Here is a 14,981-nt window from a genome sequence, read left to right as displayed (position 1 = left end):
TTATGTGCTTATATCGAGACGAATTAGGTTAAAACTGCGTTAATACCGCAGGATCCGAATTGCCTTAAAGTCGATCAATCGTCGCCGAAACGGGACAGAACAGCAACATAGAAACCATCTGTTCCACCGTGGACCTGCCAGCCGTGATCCTGTTGCAACTGCCAATTAGGGTTCCTGGCCAGGAATGCCGCGACCTGATCGCAGTTTTCCGCATTCAGCATCGAGCAGGTCGCATAGGCCAGCGTTCCACCGGTTGCCACCAACTGGCTGGCGTCGTTCAGGATCTGCGCCTGTGTCTGGCACAGGTCATCCAGCCGCGCCTGCGTCAGGCGCCATTTGCCTTCGGGCGCGCGCCGCCAGGAGCCGGAGCCGGAACAGGGTGCGTCGCATAGCACCAGATCAAACGGGGCTTTGGCAGCAACATCATCAGGCGCCAGCACTGTGATCGCAGCCCCAGCCCGGTCTGCGCGTGCAGGAAGGTCTTTCATCCTTTGCGGCGCGATATCATGGGCAAAAACTGCAAGATTTCCTCGCGCTGCGATGGCGAGGCTCTTACCTCCGCCACCAGCACAGAAATCAAGAACCCGCTGACCGTCAGCCAGGGGCAGTGCTTCGATCACCGCCTGACTGGCGGCATCCTGCAATTCGACCAATCCGGTCAGATAGGCCGAACTGTTGCGCAGCTTGCGCGCCCCTTCGGTCACTGACAGCGCCGTATCCGCTGCGGGGTGCGCTTCGGCAAGGATCCCCTCCTCCGACAGCGCGATAAAAGCTGCGTCGCGATCGATTTTTCGCTGGTTGACGCGCAGATGCACTGGCGCGCGCTGCTGCAACGCCCGCGCTGCCGCCTCTGCGGCATCGCCAAGGCTGGCCGCAAACGCAGGCCAGAGCCAGTCCGGAATATCAAGCGCCTCCGTCGGCTGCATCTGAGGCGCAGTGCTGATCGCAGACTCCTCGGCGGGTTCAAGCGGCGCAGGCGCATGGCCTACTCCGTTGAATATCTCAGCCACATCAACGCCTTCTGCCCGCAGAGCCCCCAACATCAGCTGCCGACCCGTTGTGTTGGAATCAGAGATCTCCCCCGCGCCACCACCGCCCCCAAGGGCTGCATAAGAACGCAGGCACCGCAGGGCCGCAAAAACATGGTCACGCACCGCTGCGCGATCTTTGGACCCGGCAAAGCGGCTGCGCCGCGCCCAGGCCGTCAGTGCTTTTTCGGCAGGTTCTCCTGTCAGGATGTGATCGAGGATTTCGATAGCGGCCTGACGGCGGGCAGCCGGGGTCATACCCCGGCCTCTTGGTGATGCGTCACAGTCATTGGGCAGCGCTCCTGTCTTTAGCCGATACGATAGTTCGGCGATTCACGGGTGATCTGCACATCATGCACGTGGCTTTCCTTCAGGCCCGCGCCGGTGATGCGGACAAATTCGCAGTTCTTGCGCATCTCATCCACCGTCGCACAGCCGGTATACCCCATGGCCGCGCGCAGACCGCCCACCAACTGGTGGATCACCGCACCGGCCGAGCCTTTGTAGGCGACCTGACCTTCGATCCCCTCGGGCACCAGCTTGTCGCTGGCGGCATCTTTCTGAAAATAGCGGTCTGCGGAGCCGCGCGCCATTGCGCCCAGCGATCCCATGCCGCGATAGGACTTGAAGGAACGACCCTGATAGAGGATCACCTCGCCCGGACTTTCGTCAGTGCCTGCAATCATCGAGCCAACCATGGCGCAGGACGCCCCTGCCGCGATGGCCTTGGCAAAATCGCCAGAGAACTTGATGCCACCATCGGCAATGACCGGGATGTCACCGGCGGCGCTGGCGCAATCCATAATCGCAGTGAGCTGCGGCACACCAACACCCGCAACCATACGGGTCGTGCAGATGGAGCCCGGGCCGATCCCGACCTTCACCGCATCGGCACCCGCATCAATCAGCGCCTTGGTCGCCGCAGCGGTTGCGACATTGCCCGCCACCACCTGCACACCGGACGACAGCGCCTTGATGCGTTTGACTGCCTCGATCACACCTTCGGAATGACCATGGGCTGTATCGACCACGACAATATCAACACCGGCATCAATCAGCGCCTCGGAGCGGGCAAAGCCGCTGTCCCCAACGGAACTAGCTGCCGCAACCCGCAAGCGCCCCAGATCATCCTTGCAGGCGGTGGGGTTCAAAACCGCCTGTTCGGTATCCTTCAGGGTGAGCAGGCCAGTCAGCTTGCCATCACCATCAGTCACCAGCAGCTTTTCGATGCGGCGCGCCTTCATCATCGACTTGGCTTCTTCCAGCTCTGCCGGCTCATGCAACAGTGCCAGATTGTCGGAGGTCATCATCACTGAAACCGGCGTGTTGTCATCGGTGGCGAACCGCATGTCGCGATTGGTCACGATGCCGACCACGCGGCCCTCCTTGTCCACCACCGGGAATCCGGTGACGCGGTAGCGCTCCTGCAAAGCCTTGGCATCGGCAAGGGTCTGATCCGCGGTCAGGGTGATCGGGTTGTAAACAATACCGCTCTCGAAGCGTTTGACCCGGCGCACCTGACGGGCCTGTTCTTCCAGATCCAGGTTCTTGTGAATGACGCCCATACCGCCGGCCTGCGCCATTGCGATGGCCATCCGGGATTCCGTCACCGTGTCCATCGCCGAGCTGAGCAAAGGAATGTTCAGAGAGATGCCGCCTGTGACGCGCGTGCGCGTGTCAGCCGTGTTCGGCAGAACGCTGGACGCTGCCGGAACCAGAAGAACATCATCGAATGTGAGAGCCTCACGAATCTGCATTTGTCATCCCCATGCATAACCCCGTTTGGCGATGACCCTATGGCACAGAAGCCGAAGGGGGAAAAGAGGTGGCGCCGGAAAAACGGGAGAATTGCGATGGTTTCTCAAGCAGGCAATGAGCCGTCGGCTGTTCTGTCTGGAAGTATCTGCCGACCGCCCATCCTGACGCTCCCCCCTGTCAGCGTGCAACTGATCTGTATCAAGGCACCCTGCCAGCCAATCCGCCACCAAGAGCGCGCGAACAGATCACCTAGGAGCCTCATCATGATCCGCCCCCTCAGCGATATTGTTGTTCTCGACCTTACCCATGTGCTGGCTGGCCCCTATGCCTCCATGACGCTGCGCGATCTTGGCGCGCGGGTGATCAAGATAGAACGACCGGGCCATGGCGATGACACCCGCGCCTTCCCGCCCTTCAAAGATGGCGACAGCGCCTATTTCGCCACTATCAACCACGGCAAGGAAAGCATCGCCCTGGATCTGCGCGCCGAGGAAGATCGCGGCATCTTCGAACAGCTGTTGACGCAGGCCGATGTGATCCTCGAAAATTTTCGCCCCGGCGTGATGGAGCGGCTCGGCTATGGCTGGGAGGCGCTCCATGCCCGTTTCCCGAAACTTGTCTATGGCGCGGTCTCCGGCTTCGGCCATACCGGCCCCGACCGGCTGCGTCCGGCCTATGACATGGTGGTGCAGGCCCGTGGCGGGGTGATGTCAATCACCGGCGAGCGCGACCGCGAACCAGTGCGCGTCGGCGCCTCCATCGGCGATATCGCAGCGGGTATGTTCCTGTGTCAGGGCGTATTGGCGGCGCTCTATGCGGTGCGAGGTGGCGCGCCCGGTCAAAAGGTGGATATCGCCATGCTCGACAGCCAGCTGGCGCTGCTGGAGCACGCGGTGGCGATCACTTCGGTAACGGGCGAACCCCCACGCCCATCAGGGGCGCGCCACCCGTCGATCACCCCGTTTGAGACGTTCCACGCCAGCGACGGATTGTTTGTGATCGCGGCTGGCAACGACACGCTGTTTGCGACCCTTTGTACAGCGCTGGACCTGCCGTTGGCCACAGATGCGCGCTTTACCAGCAATCAGGCGCGCTGCGAAAACGCGCGCCTTCTCAAACGCTTGATTGAGGCAGTGACCCTGGACCAGCCCGCATCCTATTGGATCGACCGGCTGCAGCGCGCCGGCGTGCCGACCGGTCCGATCCAATCTGTGGCCGAAGTGATGCGGGATCCCCAGATCCTGGCCCGCAATATGCTGGTGGACGTCTGCGATCAGGAGGGCACCCCGCGGTTCAAAGCGGCGGGCAATCCGGTCAAACTCTCTGCCCTGCCCGACGAGACAACACGCCCGCCTGCGCCGATGCTCGACGAACACCGAACCCAGATTCTGAATTGGCTGGGTGAAATCGCGTCAGGTTCACCAGACAATGCCACCTGAGGCCGACTGATTTAGATCACCAAACCACCGCCCGGAGCTGTCTTTTCCTAAAACCAGGCAGAAATGACGCCACGAGACTGCAAAATGACGCGCGCCGCCTTTCCTCGCGCCGAAAACGCCATATGCTCCGCCCAAACCGCGCAAGCAAGATAGGTACAGGCATGGCAAACGATCCCGCCCCCGAGATCTCGACCGAGACCGCAACTGATCCCGCATCGCATCCGCTGGTGGTCTTCACCCCTTCCGGCAAACGTGGCCGGTTTCCGGTCGGCACTCCGGTCCTGACCGCGGCGCGTCAGCTGGGGGTCGATCTGGATTCGGTCTGCGGCGGGCGTGGCATCTGTTCGAAATGTCAGATCACGCCCTCTTATGGTGAGTTCTCCAAACATGGTGTGACAGTCGCCGACAACGCCCTGACCGAATGGAACAAGGTCGAACAGCGCTATAAGGACAAACGCGGCCTGATCGACGGGCGGCGACTGGGGTGTCAGGCGCAGGTCCAAGGCGATGTGGTGATCGACGTCCCGCCGGAAAGCCAGGTCCACCGCCAGGTCGTGCGCAAACGCGCAGAGGCCCGCGACATCACCATGAACCCCTCCACCCGACTTTATTATGTCGAGGTGGAAGAACCCGACATGCATAAACCCACAGGCGATATGGAGCGGCTGATCGAGGCGCTGGATGCGCAATGGGATCTGAAAGGTGTCAAAACCGACCTGCATATCCTGAGCGTGCTGCAACCGGCCCTGCGCAAGGGCGGCTGGAAGGTTACCGTGGCCGTGCATCTGGGCGATGAAAACCACCCACCCAAGATTATGCACATCTGGCCCGGTTTCTACGAAGGCTCAATCTATGGTCTGGCGGTTGACCTTGGCTCAACCACCATCGCCGCGCACCTGTGCGATCTGAAAACCGGCGACGTCGTGGCCTCCTCCGGCATCATGAACCCGCAGATCCGCTTTGGCGAAGACCTGATGAGCCGGGTTTCCTATTCGATGATGAACAAAGGCGGCGATCAGGAGATGACCCGCGCGGTACGCGAGGGCATGAATGCGCTGTTCACCCAGATCGCAGCAGAGGCAGAAATTGACAAGGCGCTGATCGTGGACGCAGTCTTTGTCTGCAACCCGGTGATGCACCACCTGTTCCTCGGCATCGATCCGTTTGAACTGGGTCAGGCGCCCTTTGCGCTGGCGACCTCCAATGCGCTGGCACTGCGCGCGGTGGAGCTGGACCTCAATATTCACCCGGCCGCCCGTGTCTACCTCCTACCCTGCATTGCCGGCCATGTGGGTGCCGATGCTGCGGCGGTCGCCCTGTCGGAAGCGCCTGACAAATCCGAGGATCTGGTGCTAGTGGTGGACGTCGGCACCAACGCGGAAATCCTGCTCGGGAACAAGGACAAGGTGCTGGCCTGCTCCTCCCCCACCGGGCCGGCGTTTGAGGGCGCGCAGATCTCCAGCGGTCAGCGCGCTGCTCCCGGTGCAATTGAACGAGTCGAGATCAACCCGGAAACCAAGGAACCGCGCTTCCGGGTGATCGGCTCCGACATTTGGTCGGATGAGGACGGTTTTGCTGCGGCAGTCGCCACCACCGGCATCACTGGTATCTGCGGATCCGGCATCATCGAGGCGATTGCCGAAATGCGCATGGCCGGGTTGCTGGATGCCTCTGGCCTGATCGGTTCGGCAGAACAAACTGGCACGACACGCTGCATTCAGGACGGACGCACCAATGCCTATCTGCTGTGGGACGGCTCTGTCGAGGGTGGCCCGACCATCACCGTGACCAACCCCGATATCCGCGCAATCCAGATGGCCAAAGCGGCGCTTTATTCCGGCGCGCGACTCCTGATGGACAAATTCGGCATTGATACCGTCGATCGGGTGGTGCTGGCGGGCGCCTTTGGCGCGCATATCTCAGCCAAACACGCGATGGTGCTGGGCATGATCCCCGACTGTGTGCTGGACAAGGTGACCTCGGCTGGCAACGCCGCCGGTACCGGTGCCCGCATTGCGCTGCTCAACACGAAGGCCCGCAGCGAGATTGAGGCCACTGTGCAGCAGATCGAAAAGATCGAAACCGCAGTGGAGCCACGGTTTCAGGAGCATTTCGTCAATGCCTCTGCGATCCCGAACTCTGCCGAACCCTTCCCGATCCTGAACAGCATCGTCACCCTGCCGGAGGCGAATTTCAACACCGGAGGTGGCGACGGCAACGAGGACGGCGGACGCCGTCGGCGGCGGCGCCGCGGGTAAGTCGATTTTGCCGGTAGCGGGGGTTGTTGGGCGCTTGACCCTCCCCCGCGAAACCGGTAATCACCCCTTATTGGCGCGGGTATGGTGAAAAGGTATCACGGCAGCTTCCCAAGCTTTAGTTACGAGTTCGATTCTCGTTACCCGCTCCAAAATCTCCGACATTAGAGTGTTACATCAACCCACTGAATTTGTGGTGCCATCTTCCGTTTTCCGTCACCTTTCGAATGCTTCCTGTGAGACATCTTGTTGAGGAGTGCCGACTTGCACCTTGGCACCAATCTCTCTACCGACTGCTGCATGGACCTGATCTTTCACACCCCGCTCAGCCCTGACGCTCAACGCTATCACGGGCTCAAGGACCCGCAGCCGCTGGCGATGGCGGATAGGGTGCGGTTTTCCGAGCTGGATATCCTCCATCATGTCAACAACAAGGCCTACCTGAGCTGGTTTGAAACCCTGCGCGTGGCCTACTACGACCGGTTTTTCGCACCGCATTTCAGGGGGATGCCAGCGCCTCGCAATGTGCTGCGCAACGCCAATGTACATTATGTGAAGGAAATGCTGCTGGAGGAAGATTATATCACCACGGCCCGCGTCGTGTCCTTCCGGCGCACCTCATATGTGATGGAACAGCAGATCTGGTCTGGCGACCTGCGTGCGACGATGACCGGTATCATGGTTCTGCGCACGCCAGATGGGCAGTCCGGTTATCCGCTGCCAGACAGCCTGCGCGCCGCCCTGAGAGAGCGGGACGGCGCAATTGCAGAGGGGTAGGCGACGGATCTCAGCCTTCGACGGATTACCTTAACTAAGGCGCCCAATGCACGGTCATTTCTGACAAAACTGCCTGAATAGGCGCCTCCTCCGGGGGCAGAGACCTGGCCGTTTCAAGCGCCTCACGCTTGGCCTCTCCGTAGATCACCAGATGTTTGGCAATCGCAGCGTCCAATACGCGCGCCGACAGGCTGACGCGCGGTTCCGGCTGACTGTCAGGTCGCATCACTGCCAACACCGGCGCGTCTGCCGCAAGTGCCTCACTCAGCCCGCGCACGCCGGGAAACAGGGATGCGGTGTGCATGTCTTCCCCCATGCCTAACAGGACAACAGAAAGCGGCAGATCCGGCTCAATCAGGCTTTCGACCTCGGCCAGCACATCCTCCGGCGCCCGCGCAGGCACATGAAACGGCACAAATGTCGCTGACGCCGCCCGGTTGACCAGCAGACGCTCGCGGATCATCCGCGCATTGGAACGATCACTTTCGACAGGCACCCAGCGTTCATCTGTCGCCATCAGCCGCACCCGCGCCCAATCGATATCAGCGGCACAGAGGTCGTCAAAAATCGGCGCTGGGGTGGTGCCACCTGCGACGGCAAAGGATGCGCTATCATGATGCAATAGATGGGTCTTCAGATCGCCGGCCAGTTGATTGGCTACATTAATCGCCAGCATATCGCGATCTGCATATTCGATAATATTCATGGGTTGATCCCCCGCCATTCCCGTTCGTCGCGCCGCATCAGGAGATCCGCATCTCCCGGTCCGGTGCTACCGCTATCATAGGGTTTTGGCACATCTCCGCGCGATGTCCAGCCCGCAATAATCGGATCCGTCCAGGCCCAGGCCGCCTCCACCTCGTCACCGCGCATGAACAGCGTCTGATTGCCTCGGATCACATCGGTGATCAGCCGCTCATAAGCATCGGGTGCGCCGTCGATATCCGCCCCCAGCGCCTGCGCAAAGCTCATATCCAGCGGCACGTCGATCAACCGCATACCGCCGGGTCCGGGCTCCTTGATCGTCACCTTGAGCGTGATGCCCTCGTCTGGCTGCAATCGGATGGTCAGCAGATTGGCATGACGCCCGGCATCTGCACCGAAAATCGAATGCGGCGCGTCCTTGAAGAAGACGTTGATCACGGAGGAGCGCGCCACCAGACGCTTGCCAGTGCGGAGGTAGAATGGTGTACCTGCCCAACGCCAATTGCTGATATGCGCCTTCAGCGCCACATAGCTTTCGGTGGAGGAGCGCGGATCACCCACGGTTTCGCGGTAGGACTGGTCCTCGTCGCCCCCTTCCCCGTCCTCTGCCAGCGCATATTGACCGCGCACAATATGGTGGGGTTCCACCGGCTCCAGCGCCCGGATCACCTTCAGCTTTTCGTCCCGTACGGCATCGGGATCGAACTTCGCAGGCGGTTCCATTGCGATCAGGCACAGCAGTTGCATCAGGTGGTTCTGCATCATGTCACGCATTGCACCAGATTTATCATAATACGACGATCTACCGCCTACACCGACCGATTCAGCCACAGTAATTTGGATATGATCCACATATTGACTGTTCCAGAGCGGTTCAAACAGCATATTGCCAAACCGGATTGCCATCAGGTTCTGGACCGTCTCCTTACCCAGGTAATGGTCAATTCTGTAGATCTGGCTTTCATCGAAGTGGCCCGCCAGAGTGCGATTGAGCGCCTTCGCTGACGCCAGGTCATGACCGAAGGGTTTTTCAACCACAATCCGGGTCTGGTCATCCGCCAGCTGATGTGTCCAGATCTGTTCCGCCAGCGGCGCAAACAGCGCCGGGCCGACGGAAAAATAGAACACCCGCACACGATCCGACGTTGGACAACCAAGCATCTGCTTAAGCGCCGCCCAGCCATCGCGCGCCTGAGCATCAATCGCCAGATACTCCAGCCGTGCCAGAAACCGCTCCAATTCCGCACCACGCGCGGCCATATCCGCTCCGCTCAGCTCATTCTGCAAGGCATCGCGGATCAGGTCACGATACCCGTCGCTGCCAAGCGCCCCCCGCGCCGCGCCCAAAATCCGAGCATCCTGCGGCAACTGACCCGCGCAATGGCGCCGGAACAACGCAGGCAGGATTTTCCGCCGCGCCAGATCCCCCGTGCCACCAAATATCACCAGATCGAAGGCCTGAACCGGAATAACTCGGGAAACCATATTGCGCTTTCTCTTAACCAGGAGGGGTCACATCCCAACCTCAGGCACATAAAACGCACCCCACAGGCCAGCAGCTGTCACCGCAGCACCCAGCCTGCATGTTGTAAGAGCAGCTGCCAACGGATCCATTCAGCGCCAGTATAAGCAGTTGTCGCAGAAAGAAAACAGATCTCCGCCCATCGTCATCGCGACGCGCAGCGGAGCCTCGTACATCGCGCATTCCACGGACATAATTTACAGCTTGAACTGGTCATTTGGGACGCAATCAGTGCAGATGCAGCACACCCTTCACATTGCGCCATTCGCCGGGGCTGATCATCTTGCGATGGGTAAAGCGGACGGAATGCAGCGGGCCCTCAATCTCGCGCTGCCAATACTCGATAAACTCAAACAATCGCGGATGATCCGGCGCCAGATCATACTCCTGCCAGACGAAAGTGTTCAGGACGTGGGTGTAGTCCGGCATATGATAGGTCATCTCTGCTGTGGTCAGACCGTAGCCCTTCAGCATCAATTCAGTTTCGCGTGTCTCCATTTCAGGTCTCCCTTACGGATCCCCCCACAGACAGCTTAGCATAGGAAAGGTTAATTCCGAACAAATACAGCCCGTTGGAAGAAAAGCTCCGGCACGGGCGCGCTCCGCAGCCCTGCTTGCTTGCGCCTTATATGCCCTGTCTGTTATGGTGCAGACACAATATATAGACCCAATAATAACAACGGGCAGCCAACGTGAACGATACGCCGGAAACTCCTGAAAACATGGACGAAAACAAACCCGAACGGCCAAAGTATGACGGCCCGACGGTGTCCATCGAATCCGAGATGCGCACTTCGTATCTCGACTATGCGATGTCGGTTATTGTCAGCCGCGCCATTCCTGACCTGCGTGACGGTCTGAAACCGGTTCACCGCCGGATTCTCTACGCCATGCATGAGGTCGGCAATTCGCATGACAAACCCTATCGCAAATCGGCGCGTCCGGTTGGTGATGTCATGGGTAAGTACCACCCCCATGGTGACTCCGCGATCTATGACGCCTTGGTGCGGATGGCGCAGGATTTTTCCATGTCGCTGCCGCTCTTGGATGGTCAGGGCAACTTCGGCTCCATGGATGGCGATAACCCAGCCGCCATGCGCTATACCGAAGTGCGGATGGACAAACCTGCCGCCTCGATCCTGGCCGACATTGAAAAAGATACGGTCGATTTTCAGGACAACTACGATGGTAAGGACCGTGAACCCACGGTGCTGCCGGCGCGGTTCCCCAACATGCTGGTCAATGGCGCTGGTGGTATTGCCGTTGGCATGGCGACAAATATCCCGCCCCACAATCTGGGCGAAGTGATTGATGCCACGCTCGCGTTGATCGAAGACCCGGATCTGACCAGCGAACAGTTGATCGACTATGTACCCGGCCCGGACTTCCCAACCGGCGGCGTGATGTTGGGCCGTTCCGGCGCGCGCAAGGCCTATCTAGAAGGACGCGGCAGCGTCGTCATTCGCGCCAAGACCCGCGTTGAGGAGATCCGCAAGGACCGCTATGCAATCGTGGTCGAAGAAATTCCCTATCAGGTCAACAAGGCCGCGATGATCGAAAAGATCGCCGAACAGGTGCGCGAGAAAAAGATCGAGGGTGTCAGCCACGTACAGGATGAATCCGATCGCAACGGCGTACGGGTTGTTGTCGAGCTTAAGCGCGATGCCACGGCTGAGGTGGTTCTGAACCAGCTCTATCGTTTCTCACCCATGCAGACGCATTTTGGCTGCAACATGCTGGCCTTGAACGGTGGTCGTCCCGAGCAGCTGACCCTGCGCCGATTCCTGACCTCCTTCCTTGATTTCCGCGAAGACGTGATTGCGCGGCGCACCGCCTATGACCTGCGCAAGGCGCGGGAACGCAGCCATATTCTGTGCGGTTTGGCCGTCGCGGTTTCAAATGTGGACGAGGTGGTCGCAACCATCCGTGCCTCTGCTGATGCAGCCGAAGCCCGACATAAGCTGATGACCCGCCGCTGGCCTGCGGTCGACATCGCACCTTATATCCGTCTGATTGACGATCCGACCCACACCATGAATGACGATGGCACCTATAACCTCTCTGAGGTGCAGGCCCGCGCTATTCTCGAACTGCGGTTGCAGCGCCTGACACAGATTGGTGTCAAAGAAGTCACCGATGAGCTGGAAGAACTGGCGGGCAAGATCAAGGAATACCTTGAGATCCTGTCCTCGCGTGAGCGGATTCTGGGCATCATCTCGGACGAGCTGCGCGAAGTGCGTGATAATTTCGCCGTTCCCCGCCGCACCGAGATCGTGGACTGGTCCGGCGACATGGAAGACGAGGATCTGATCGAGCGCGAAGACATGGTCGTGACGATCACCAGCGGCGGCTATATCAAGCGGACCCCACTGGTCGACTTCCGGGCGCAGAAGCGCGGCGGCAAGGGGCTGTCTGGCATGCAGACCAAGGAAGAGGATGTTGTCACCAATCTCTTTGTGGCCAACACCCACACCCAGCTGCTGTTCTTCACCACTGACGGCATGGTCTACAAACTGAAGACCTGGCGTCTGCCACAGGGTGGCCGCACGTCCAAAGGCAAGGCGATTGTCAATATCCTGCCAATTCCGCCCGGCGTCTCCATCGCCGCGATCATGCCGGTCGATGTGCCGGATGACGAATGGGAAAACCTGCAGGTGGTCTTTGCCACCTCGGGCGGGGATGTACGTCGCAACCGTCTGTCGGATTTCACCAACGTCCGCCGCAACGGCAAGATCGCGATGAAACTGCCCGAGGATGGCTCGGTCAAACTGGTGAACGCCCGCATCTGTTCCGAGGACGATGATGTGATGCTGGTGACCAATTCCGGGCGGGCGATCCGGTTCCGCTCCACCGACGTCCGCGTCTTCAACTCCCGTGAATCGACCGGGGTGCGTGGGATCCGGCTGGTGAGCGAAGGGGACGAGGTCGTCTCGATGTCGGTGATCCGCCACTTCAGCGCAGAACCCTGGGAGCGCAATGCCTTCATCAAGCGGTTCCGCTCCGAGCTTGGCGGCGAGGTTGCCGAAGACGAAAATGGCGAGGAGTCCGAAGGTTCACTGTCCGAGGAGCGGTATCAGGAAATGCTGGCGGCCAATGATCTCCTGGTGACCATCAATCGCTCTGGAGTGGGCAATCTGACATCGGCCCATGACTACCGTGTCAGCGGACGTGGCGGTCAGGGTGTTGGTGCCATGAAAGGCGGCGCCATCGTCGCGACCTTCCCGGTCGAGCTTGAAGATCAGATCATGCTGGCCACCTCCAAAGGTCAGTCGATCCGCTGTCCGGTCAACGGGATTTCTTTCCGTTCCCGCAGCGCCGGTGGCGTACGGGTGTTCAACACAGCTAAGGGCGAAGAGGTCGTCTCGGTTGCCTGGATCGCGGAACGCGACGACGAAGATGCAGAAGTCCCCACCTCTGAGGGTACCAGCGAACCTGCCGAGACAACCTGATCTCCTCGCTGCATAGCCCGATGACCATCAATAAAACGCCGCCCCTCGGGGTGGCGTTTTTCGTTAATCGAAACCTAAGCAGTTTCTGCCAGCCTGAGAGCGATACACGCGTCGCCAAGGGAGGCCTGACATGAACCTCTATCACTGCTCGATCGATCTACACCACGAGGCAAAAGCAATTGCCTTTGCCAATGCCGTGGACCAATGGATGTCCTATCTGCGCGAGCGGGATGTCATTCAGGGCTGGCGACTTCTGCGCCGCAAACTGAACCTTGCCAGTGACAAACATCGCGATTTCCTGCTGGAAATCGAATTCGCCAATATGACCCAACTGGATCAGGCGTTTCGGGTGCTGGGTGAAATGGATGAAAACGTCGAGCGGCTCTATGCGAATGTAAATGCGCTGATCGCCTCGGCTGATTTTGGCCTCTACCGGCCCTTCCCCGATCCTGAGCGCGCCGAGCGTATGGCGCTGATCTGACCAAGCCTGCGCCGACGAAACACGGGCGCCGCACCGCAACGGAAAATCCCCCGCCAGCGATTGACGGGGGATTTGCTAATTTTTGCAGCGCGTCGACTTACAGTCCGTAAAGCGCGCCGAATTTGTCTTCCAGATAGCTCAACAGCGGCTCCGGGGTGGGCGCCATGCCTGCTGCATGGGTGATGGTCTCAACCGGGCTGCGCAACCCGCCATGGGTTTGCAGATTATCACGCAGCCAGCTGGTTGCGGCGACCGTATCACCCGCCGCCAGCTGCGTATCCAGATCCGGCACTGCCTGACGCAGCGCGTCATAAAGACAGCCGGCATAGACATTGCCCAGCGAATAGGTTGGAAAATAACCAAACAGCCCCACCGACCAATGCACGTCCTGCAAGCAGCCATTGGACGGTTTATCAACGCCATAGCCAAAATCAGCGGCAAAACGGTCATTCCAGGCCGCTTCCAGATCCTGTACCTGCAAATCGCCCGACATCAGCGCGCGCTCCAGATCAAACCGCATCATCACATGCAGATTATACTGCAGCTCATCGGCCTCGGTGCGGATGTAGCCGTTGTGAACCGCATTCACAGCCGCGTAGAACGCATCGGCATCTGCAATGCCAAAGTCACCAAACTGCGGCACCATCTGGTCAAACAGCCACCCGGTAAAGGCACGGCTGCGGCCCAGCTGGTTCTCATAGATCCGGCTCTGGCTTTCGTGCACCCCCATAGAGACACCCCGACCGAGTGGTGTCAGCAGATAGGCCTGATCAATGTTCTGCTCGTAGGCAGCGTGCCCGACCTCGTGAATGGTGGAGTAGAAACAGTTGAACGGATCATCATCGCTGGTCCGCGTGGTCACGCGGACATCCAGACCGCTGCCGGAACAGAAGGGATGCACCGCCTTGTCGACCCGACCATGGCGCATCTGATAGCCAAAGGTCTCGGCCAGCGTGGTGGTCAGCGCCATCTGCTTGTCTGCATCGAAATGACCGCTGACGCCCTTTGGCGCGGGTTTCTCCAAAACCCGGGCGCGCAGATCAACCAAACGCGGGCGCATGGCATCAAACAGCGCAGCGATCTCGGCGGCGGTGGTGCCATGTTCGTAATCGGCGATCATCGCGTCATAGACGTCACCCCCGGCGGCCAACGCCTGCCCCTCTTCGCGTTTTAGCGCGACCACTTCCTCCAGCACCGGCAAGAAGGCTGCAACGTCCTCAGCAGCACGGGCCGCTGCCCATTTCCCCTGCGCCTCGGAGGTGACGCGGGCGATGCGTTTCGCCAGATCACCGGGCACTTTGACAGCGCGCTCATGACTGCGAAGAATCTCGCGCAGCTGGGCGGTACCCACCTCATCCGGGGCCTCGGCTTCTGACAGCCAGTCGGCCACCTGCGGGTCAGAGCGACGGGCGTGCAGAACGGCCTCAATCGCCGCCATTTCTTCGCCCCGCTGGGGGGCGGCACCGCGTGGCATCATGGTTTCCTGATCCCAGCCCAAACGGCCGGCAATCTGGCCAAGCGCCTGGGTGTCACGCTCATAGGCCATCAAGTCGTCAAATGCGCTCAT

Annotated in this window: 11 protein-coding genes and 1 tRNA gene; 6 read left to right on the top strand and 6 right to left on the bottom strand. The window is 60.0% G+C overall.

Features of this window, described 5'->3' with window-relative positions:
• Positions 1-74 precede the first annotated feature (74 nt).
• Entirely contained in the window at positions 75-1,286 is a 1,212-nt protein-coding gene (locus tag J4721_RS05210; RefSeq protein WP_211002228.1) for an RsmB/NOP family class I SAM-dependent RNA methyltransferase, read from the bottom strand.
• Between the two features lie 50 nt (positions 1,287-1,336).
• Positions 1,337-2,785, bottom strand: coding sequence for an IMP dehydrogenase (guaB, locus tag J4721_RS05205; protein ID WP_014874634.1), 1,449 nt, complete (start codon positions 2,783-2,785; stop codon positions 1,337-1,339).
• A gap of 264 nt (positions 2,786-3,049) precedes the next feature.
• Between guaB and J4721_RS05200 the strand changes: the two genes are divergently transcribed.
• From J4721_RS05200 to J4721_RS05185, 4 genes are all read left to right on the top strand, one after another.
• Positions 3,050-4,225, top strand: a complete 1,176-nt coding sequence (locus tag J4721_RS05200; protein WP_211002227.1) for a CaiB/BaiF CoA-transferase family protein — start codon at positions 3,050-3,052, stop codon at positions 4,223-4,225.
• 161 nt (positions 4,226-4,386) lie between these two features.
• Positions 4,387-6,483 (top strand): ASKHA domain-containing protein, encoded by a 2,097-nt coding sequence (locus J4721_RS05195; protein ID WP_211002226.1) that lies wholly within the window; start codon positions 4,387-4,389, stop codon positions 6,481-6,483.
• 75 nt (positions 6,484-6,558) lie between these two features.
• Positions 6,559-6,632 (top strand) — tRNA-Gly (locus J4721_RS05190).
• Positions 6,633-6,744: 112 nt separating this feature from the next.
• Positions 6,745-7,257, top strand: a complete 513-nt coding sequence (locus tag J4721_RS05185) for an acyl-CoA thioesterase (RefSeq protein ID WP_371816058.1) — start codon at positions 6,745-6,747, stop codon at positions 7,255-7,257.
• 34 nt (positions 7,258-7,291) lie between these two features.
• Here the strand turns inward: J4721_RS05185 and pgl are convergent, their stop codons facing one another.
• The 3 genes from pgl to J4721_RS05170 form a co-directional block, all read right to left on the bottom strand.
• Positions 7,292-7,963: a 6-phosphogluconolactonase gene (pgl, locus tag J4721_RS05180; RefSeq protein ID WP_211002224.1), complete on the bottom strand. Its 672-nt coding sequence runs from the start codon at positions 7,961-7,963 to the stop codon at positions 7,292-7,294.
• Positions 7,960-9,447, bottom strand: a complete 1,488-nt coding sequence (gene zwf / locus J4721_RS05175; RefSeq protein WP_211002223.1) for a glucose-6-phosphate dehydrogenase — start codon at positions 9,445-9,447, stop codon at positions 7,960-7,962. Before zwf ends, pgl begins: the two co-directional genes overlap by 4 nt.
• A gap of 265 nt (positions 9,448-9,712) precedes the next feature.
• Entirely contained in the window at positions 9,713-9,982 is a 270-nt protein-coding gene (locus tag J4721_RS05170; RefSeq protein ID WP_102854597.1) for an usg protein, read from the bottom strand.
• A 194-nt stretch (positions 9,983-10,176) separates the two neighbouring features.
• On the opposite strand from J4721_RS05170, the gene gyrA reads away from it, so the two are divergent.
• On the top strand, positions 10,177-12,933 hold the full coding sequence (gyrA, locus tag J4721_RS05165) for a DNA gyrase subunit A (RefSeq protein ID WP_027247343.1): 2,757 nt from the start codon (positions 10,177-10,179) through the stop codon (positions 12,931-12,933).
• Between the two features lie 130 nt (positions 12,934-13,063).
• A complete protein-coding gene (locus tag J4721_RS05160) occupies positions 13,064-13,414 on the top strand; it encodes a DUF6614 family protein (RefSeq protein ID WP_014874626.1) in 351 nt (116 codons plus the stop codon).
• Positions 13,415-13,511: 97 nt separating this feature from the next.
• Here J4721_RS05160 and J4721_RS05155 read toward each other — a convergent pair whose 3' ends face one another.
• Positions 13,512-14,981 carry a carboxypeptidase M32 gene (locus tag J4721_RS05155; protein ID WP_211002222.1) on the bottom strand — a complete coding sequence of 490 codons (1,470 nt, stop codon included), beginning with the start codon at positions 14,979-14,981 and terminating at the stop codon, positions 13,512-13,514.

Origin of the sequence: Phaeobacter sp. HS011 (assembly GCF_018101215.1) — a bacterium.
Classification (GTDB): Bacteria; Pseudomonadota; Alphaproteobacteria; order Rhodobacterales; family Rhodobacteraceae; genus Phaeobacter; species Phaeobacter inhibens.
This window is presented reverse-complemented; position numbering and strand designations above follow the sequence as displayed.

What these genes read in the sequence shown, in the direction of transcription:
- J4721_RS05210 (WP_211002228.1), bottom strand. Translation starts at nt 1,286, where the DNA reads ATGACCCCGGCTGCCCGCCGTCAGGCCGCTATCGAAATCCTCGATCAC.
- guaB (WP_014874634.1), bottom strand. Translation starts at nt 2,785, where the DNA reads ATGCAGATTCGTGAGGCTCTCACATTCGATGATGTTCTTCTGGTTCCG.
- J4721_RS05200 (WP_211002227.1), top strand. Translation starts at nt 3,050, where the DNA reads ATGATCCGCCCCCTCAGCGATATTGTTGTTCTCGACCTTACCCATGTG.
- J4721_RS05195 (WP_211002226.1), top strand. Translation starts at nt 4,387, where the DNA reads ATGGCAAACGATCCCGCCCCCGAGATCTCGACCGAGACCGCAACTGAT.
- pgl (WP_211002224.1), bottom strand. Translation starts at nt 7,963, where the DNA reads ATGAATATTATCGAATATGCAGATCGCGATATGCTGGCGATTAATGTA.
- zwf (WP_211002223.1), bottom strand. Translation starts at nt 9,447, where the DNA reads ATGGTTTCCCGAGTTATTCCGGTTCAGGCCTTCGATCTGGTGATATTT.
- J4721_RS05170 (WP_102854597.1), bottom strand. Translation starts at nt 9,982, where the DNA reads ATGGAGACACGCGAAACTGAATTGATGCTGAAGGGCTACGGTCTGACC.
- J4721_RS05160 (WP_014874626.1), top strand. Translation starts at nt 13,064, where the DNA reads ATGAACCTCTATCACTGCTCGATCGATCTACACCACGAGGCAAAAGCA.
- J4721_RS05155 (WP_211002222.1), bottom strand. Translation starts at nt 14,981, where the DNA reads ATGAGCGCATTTGACGACTTGATGGCCTATGAGCGTGACACCCAGGCG.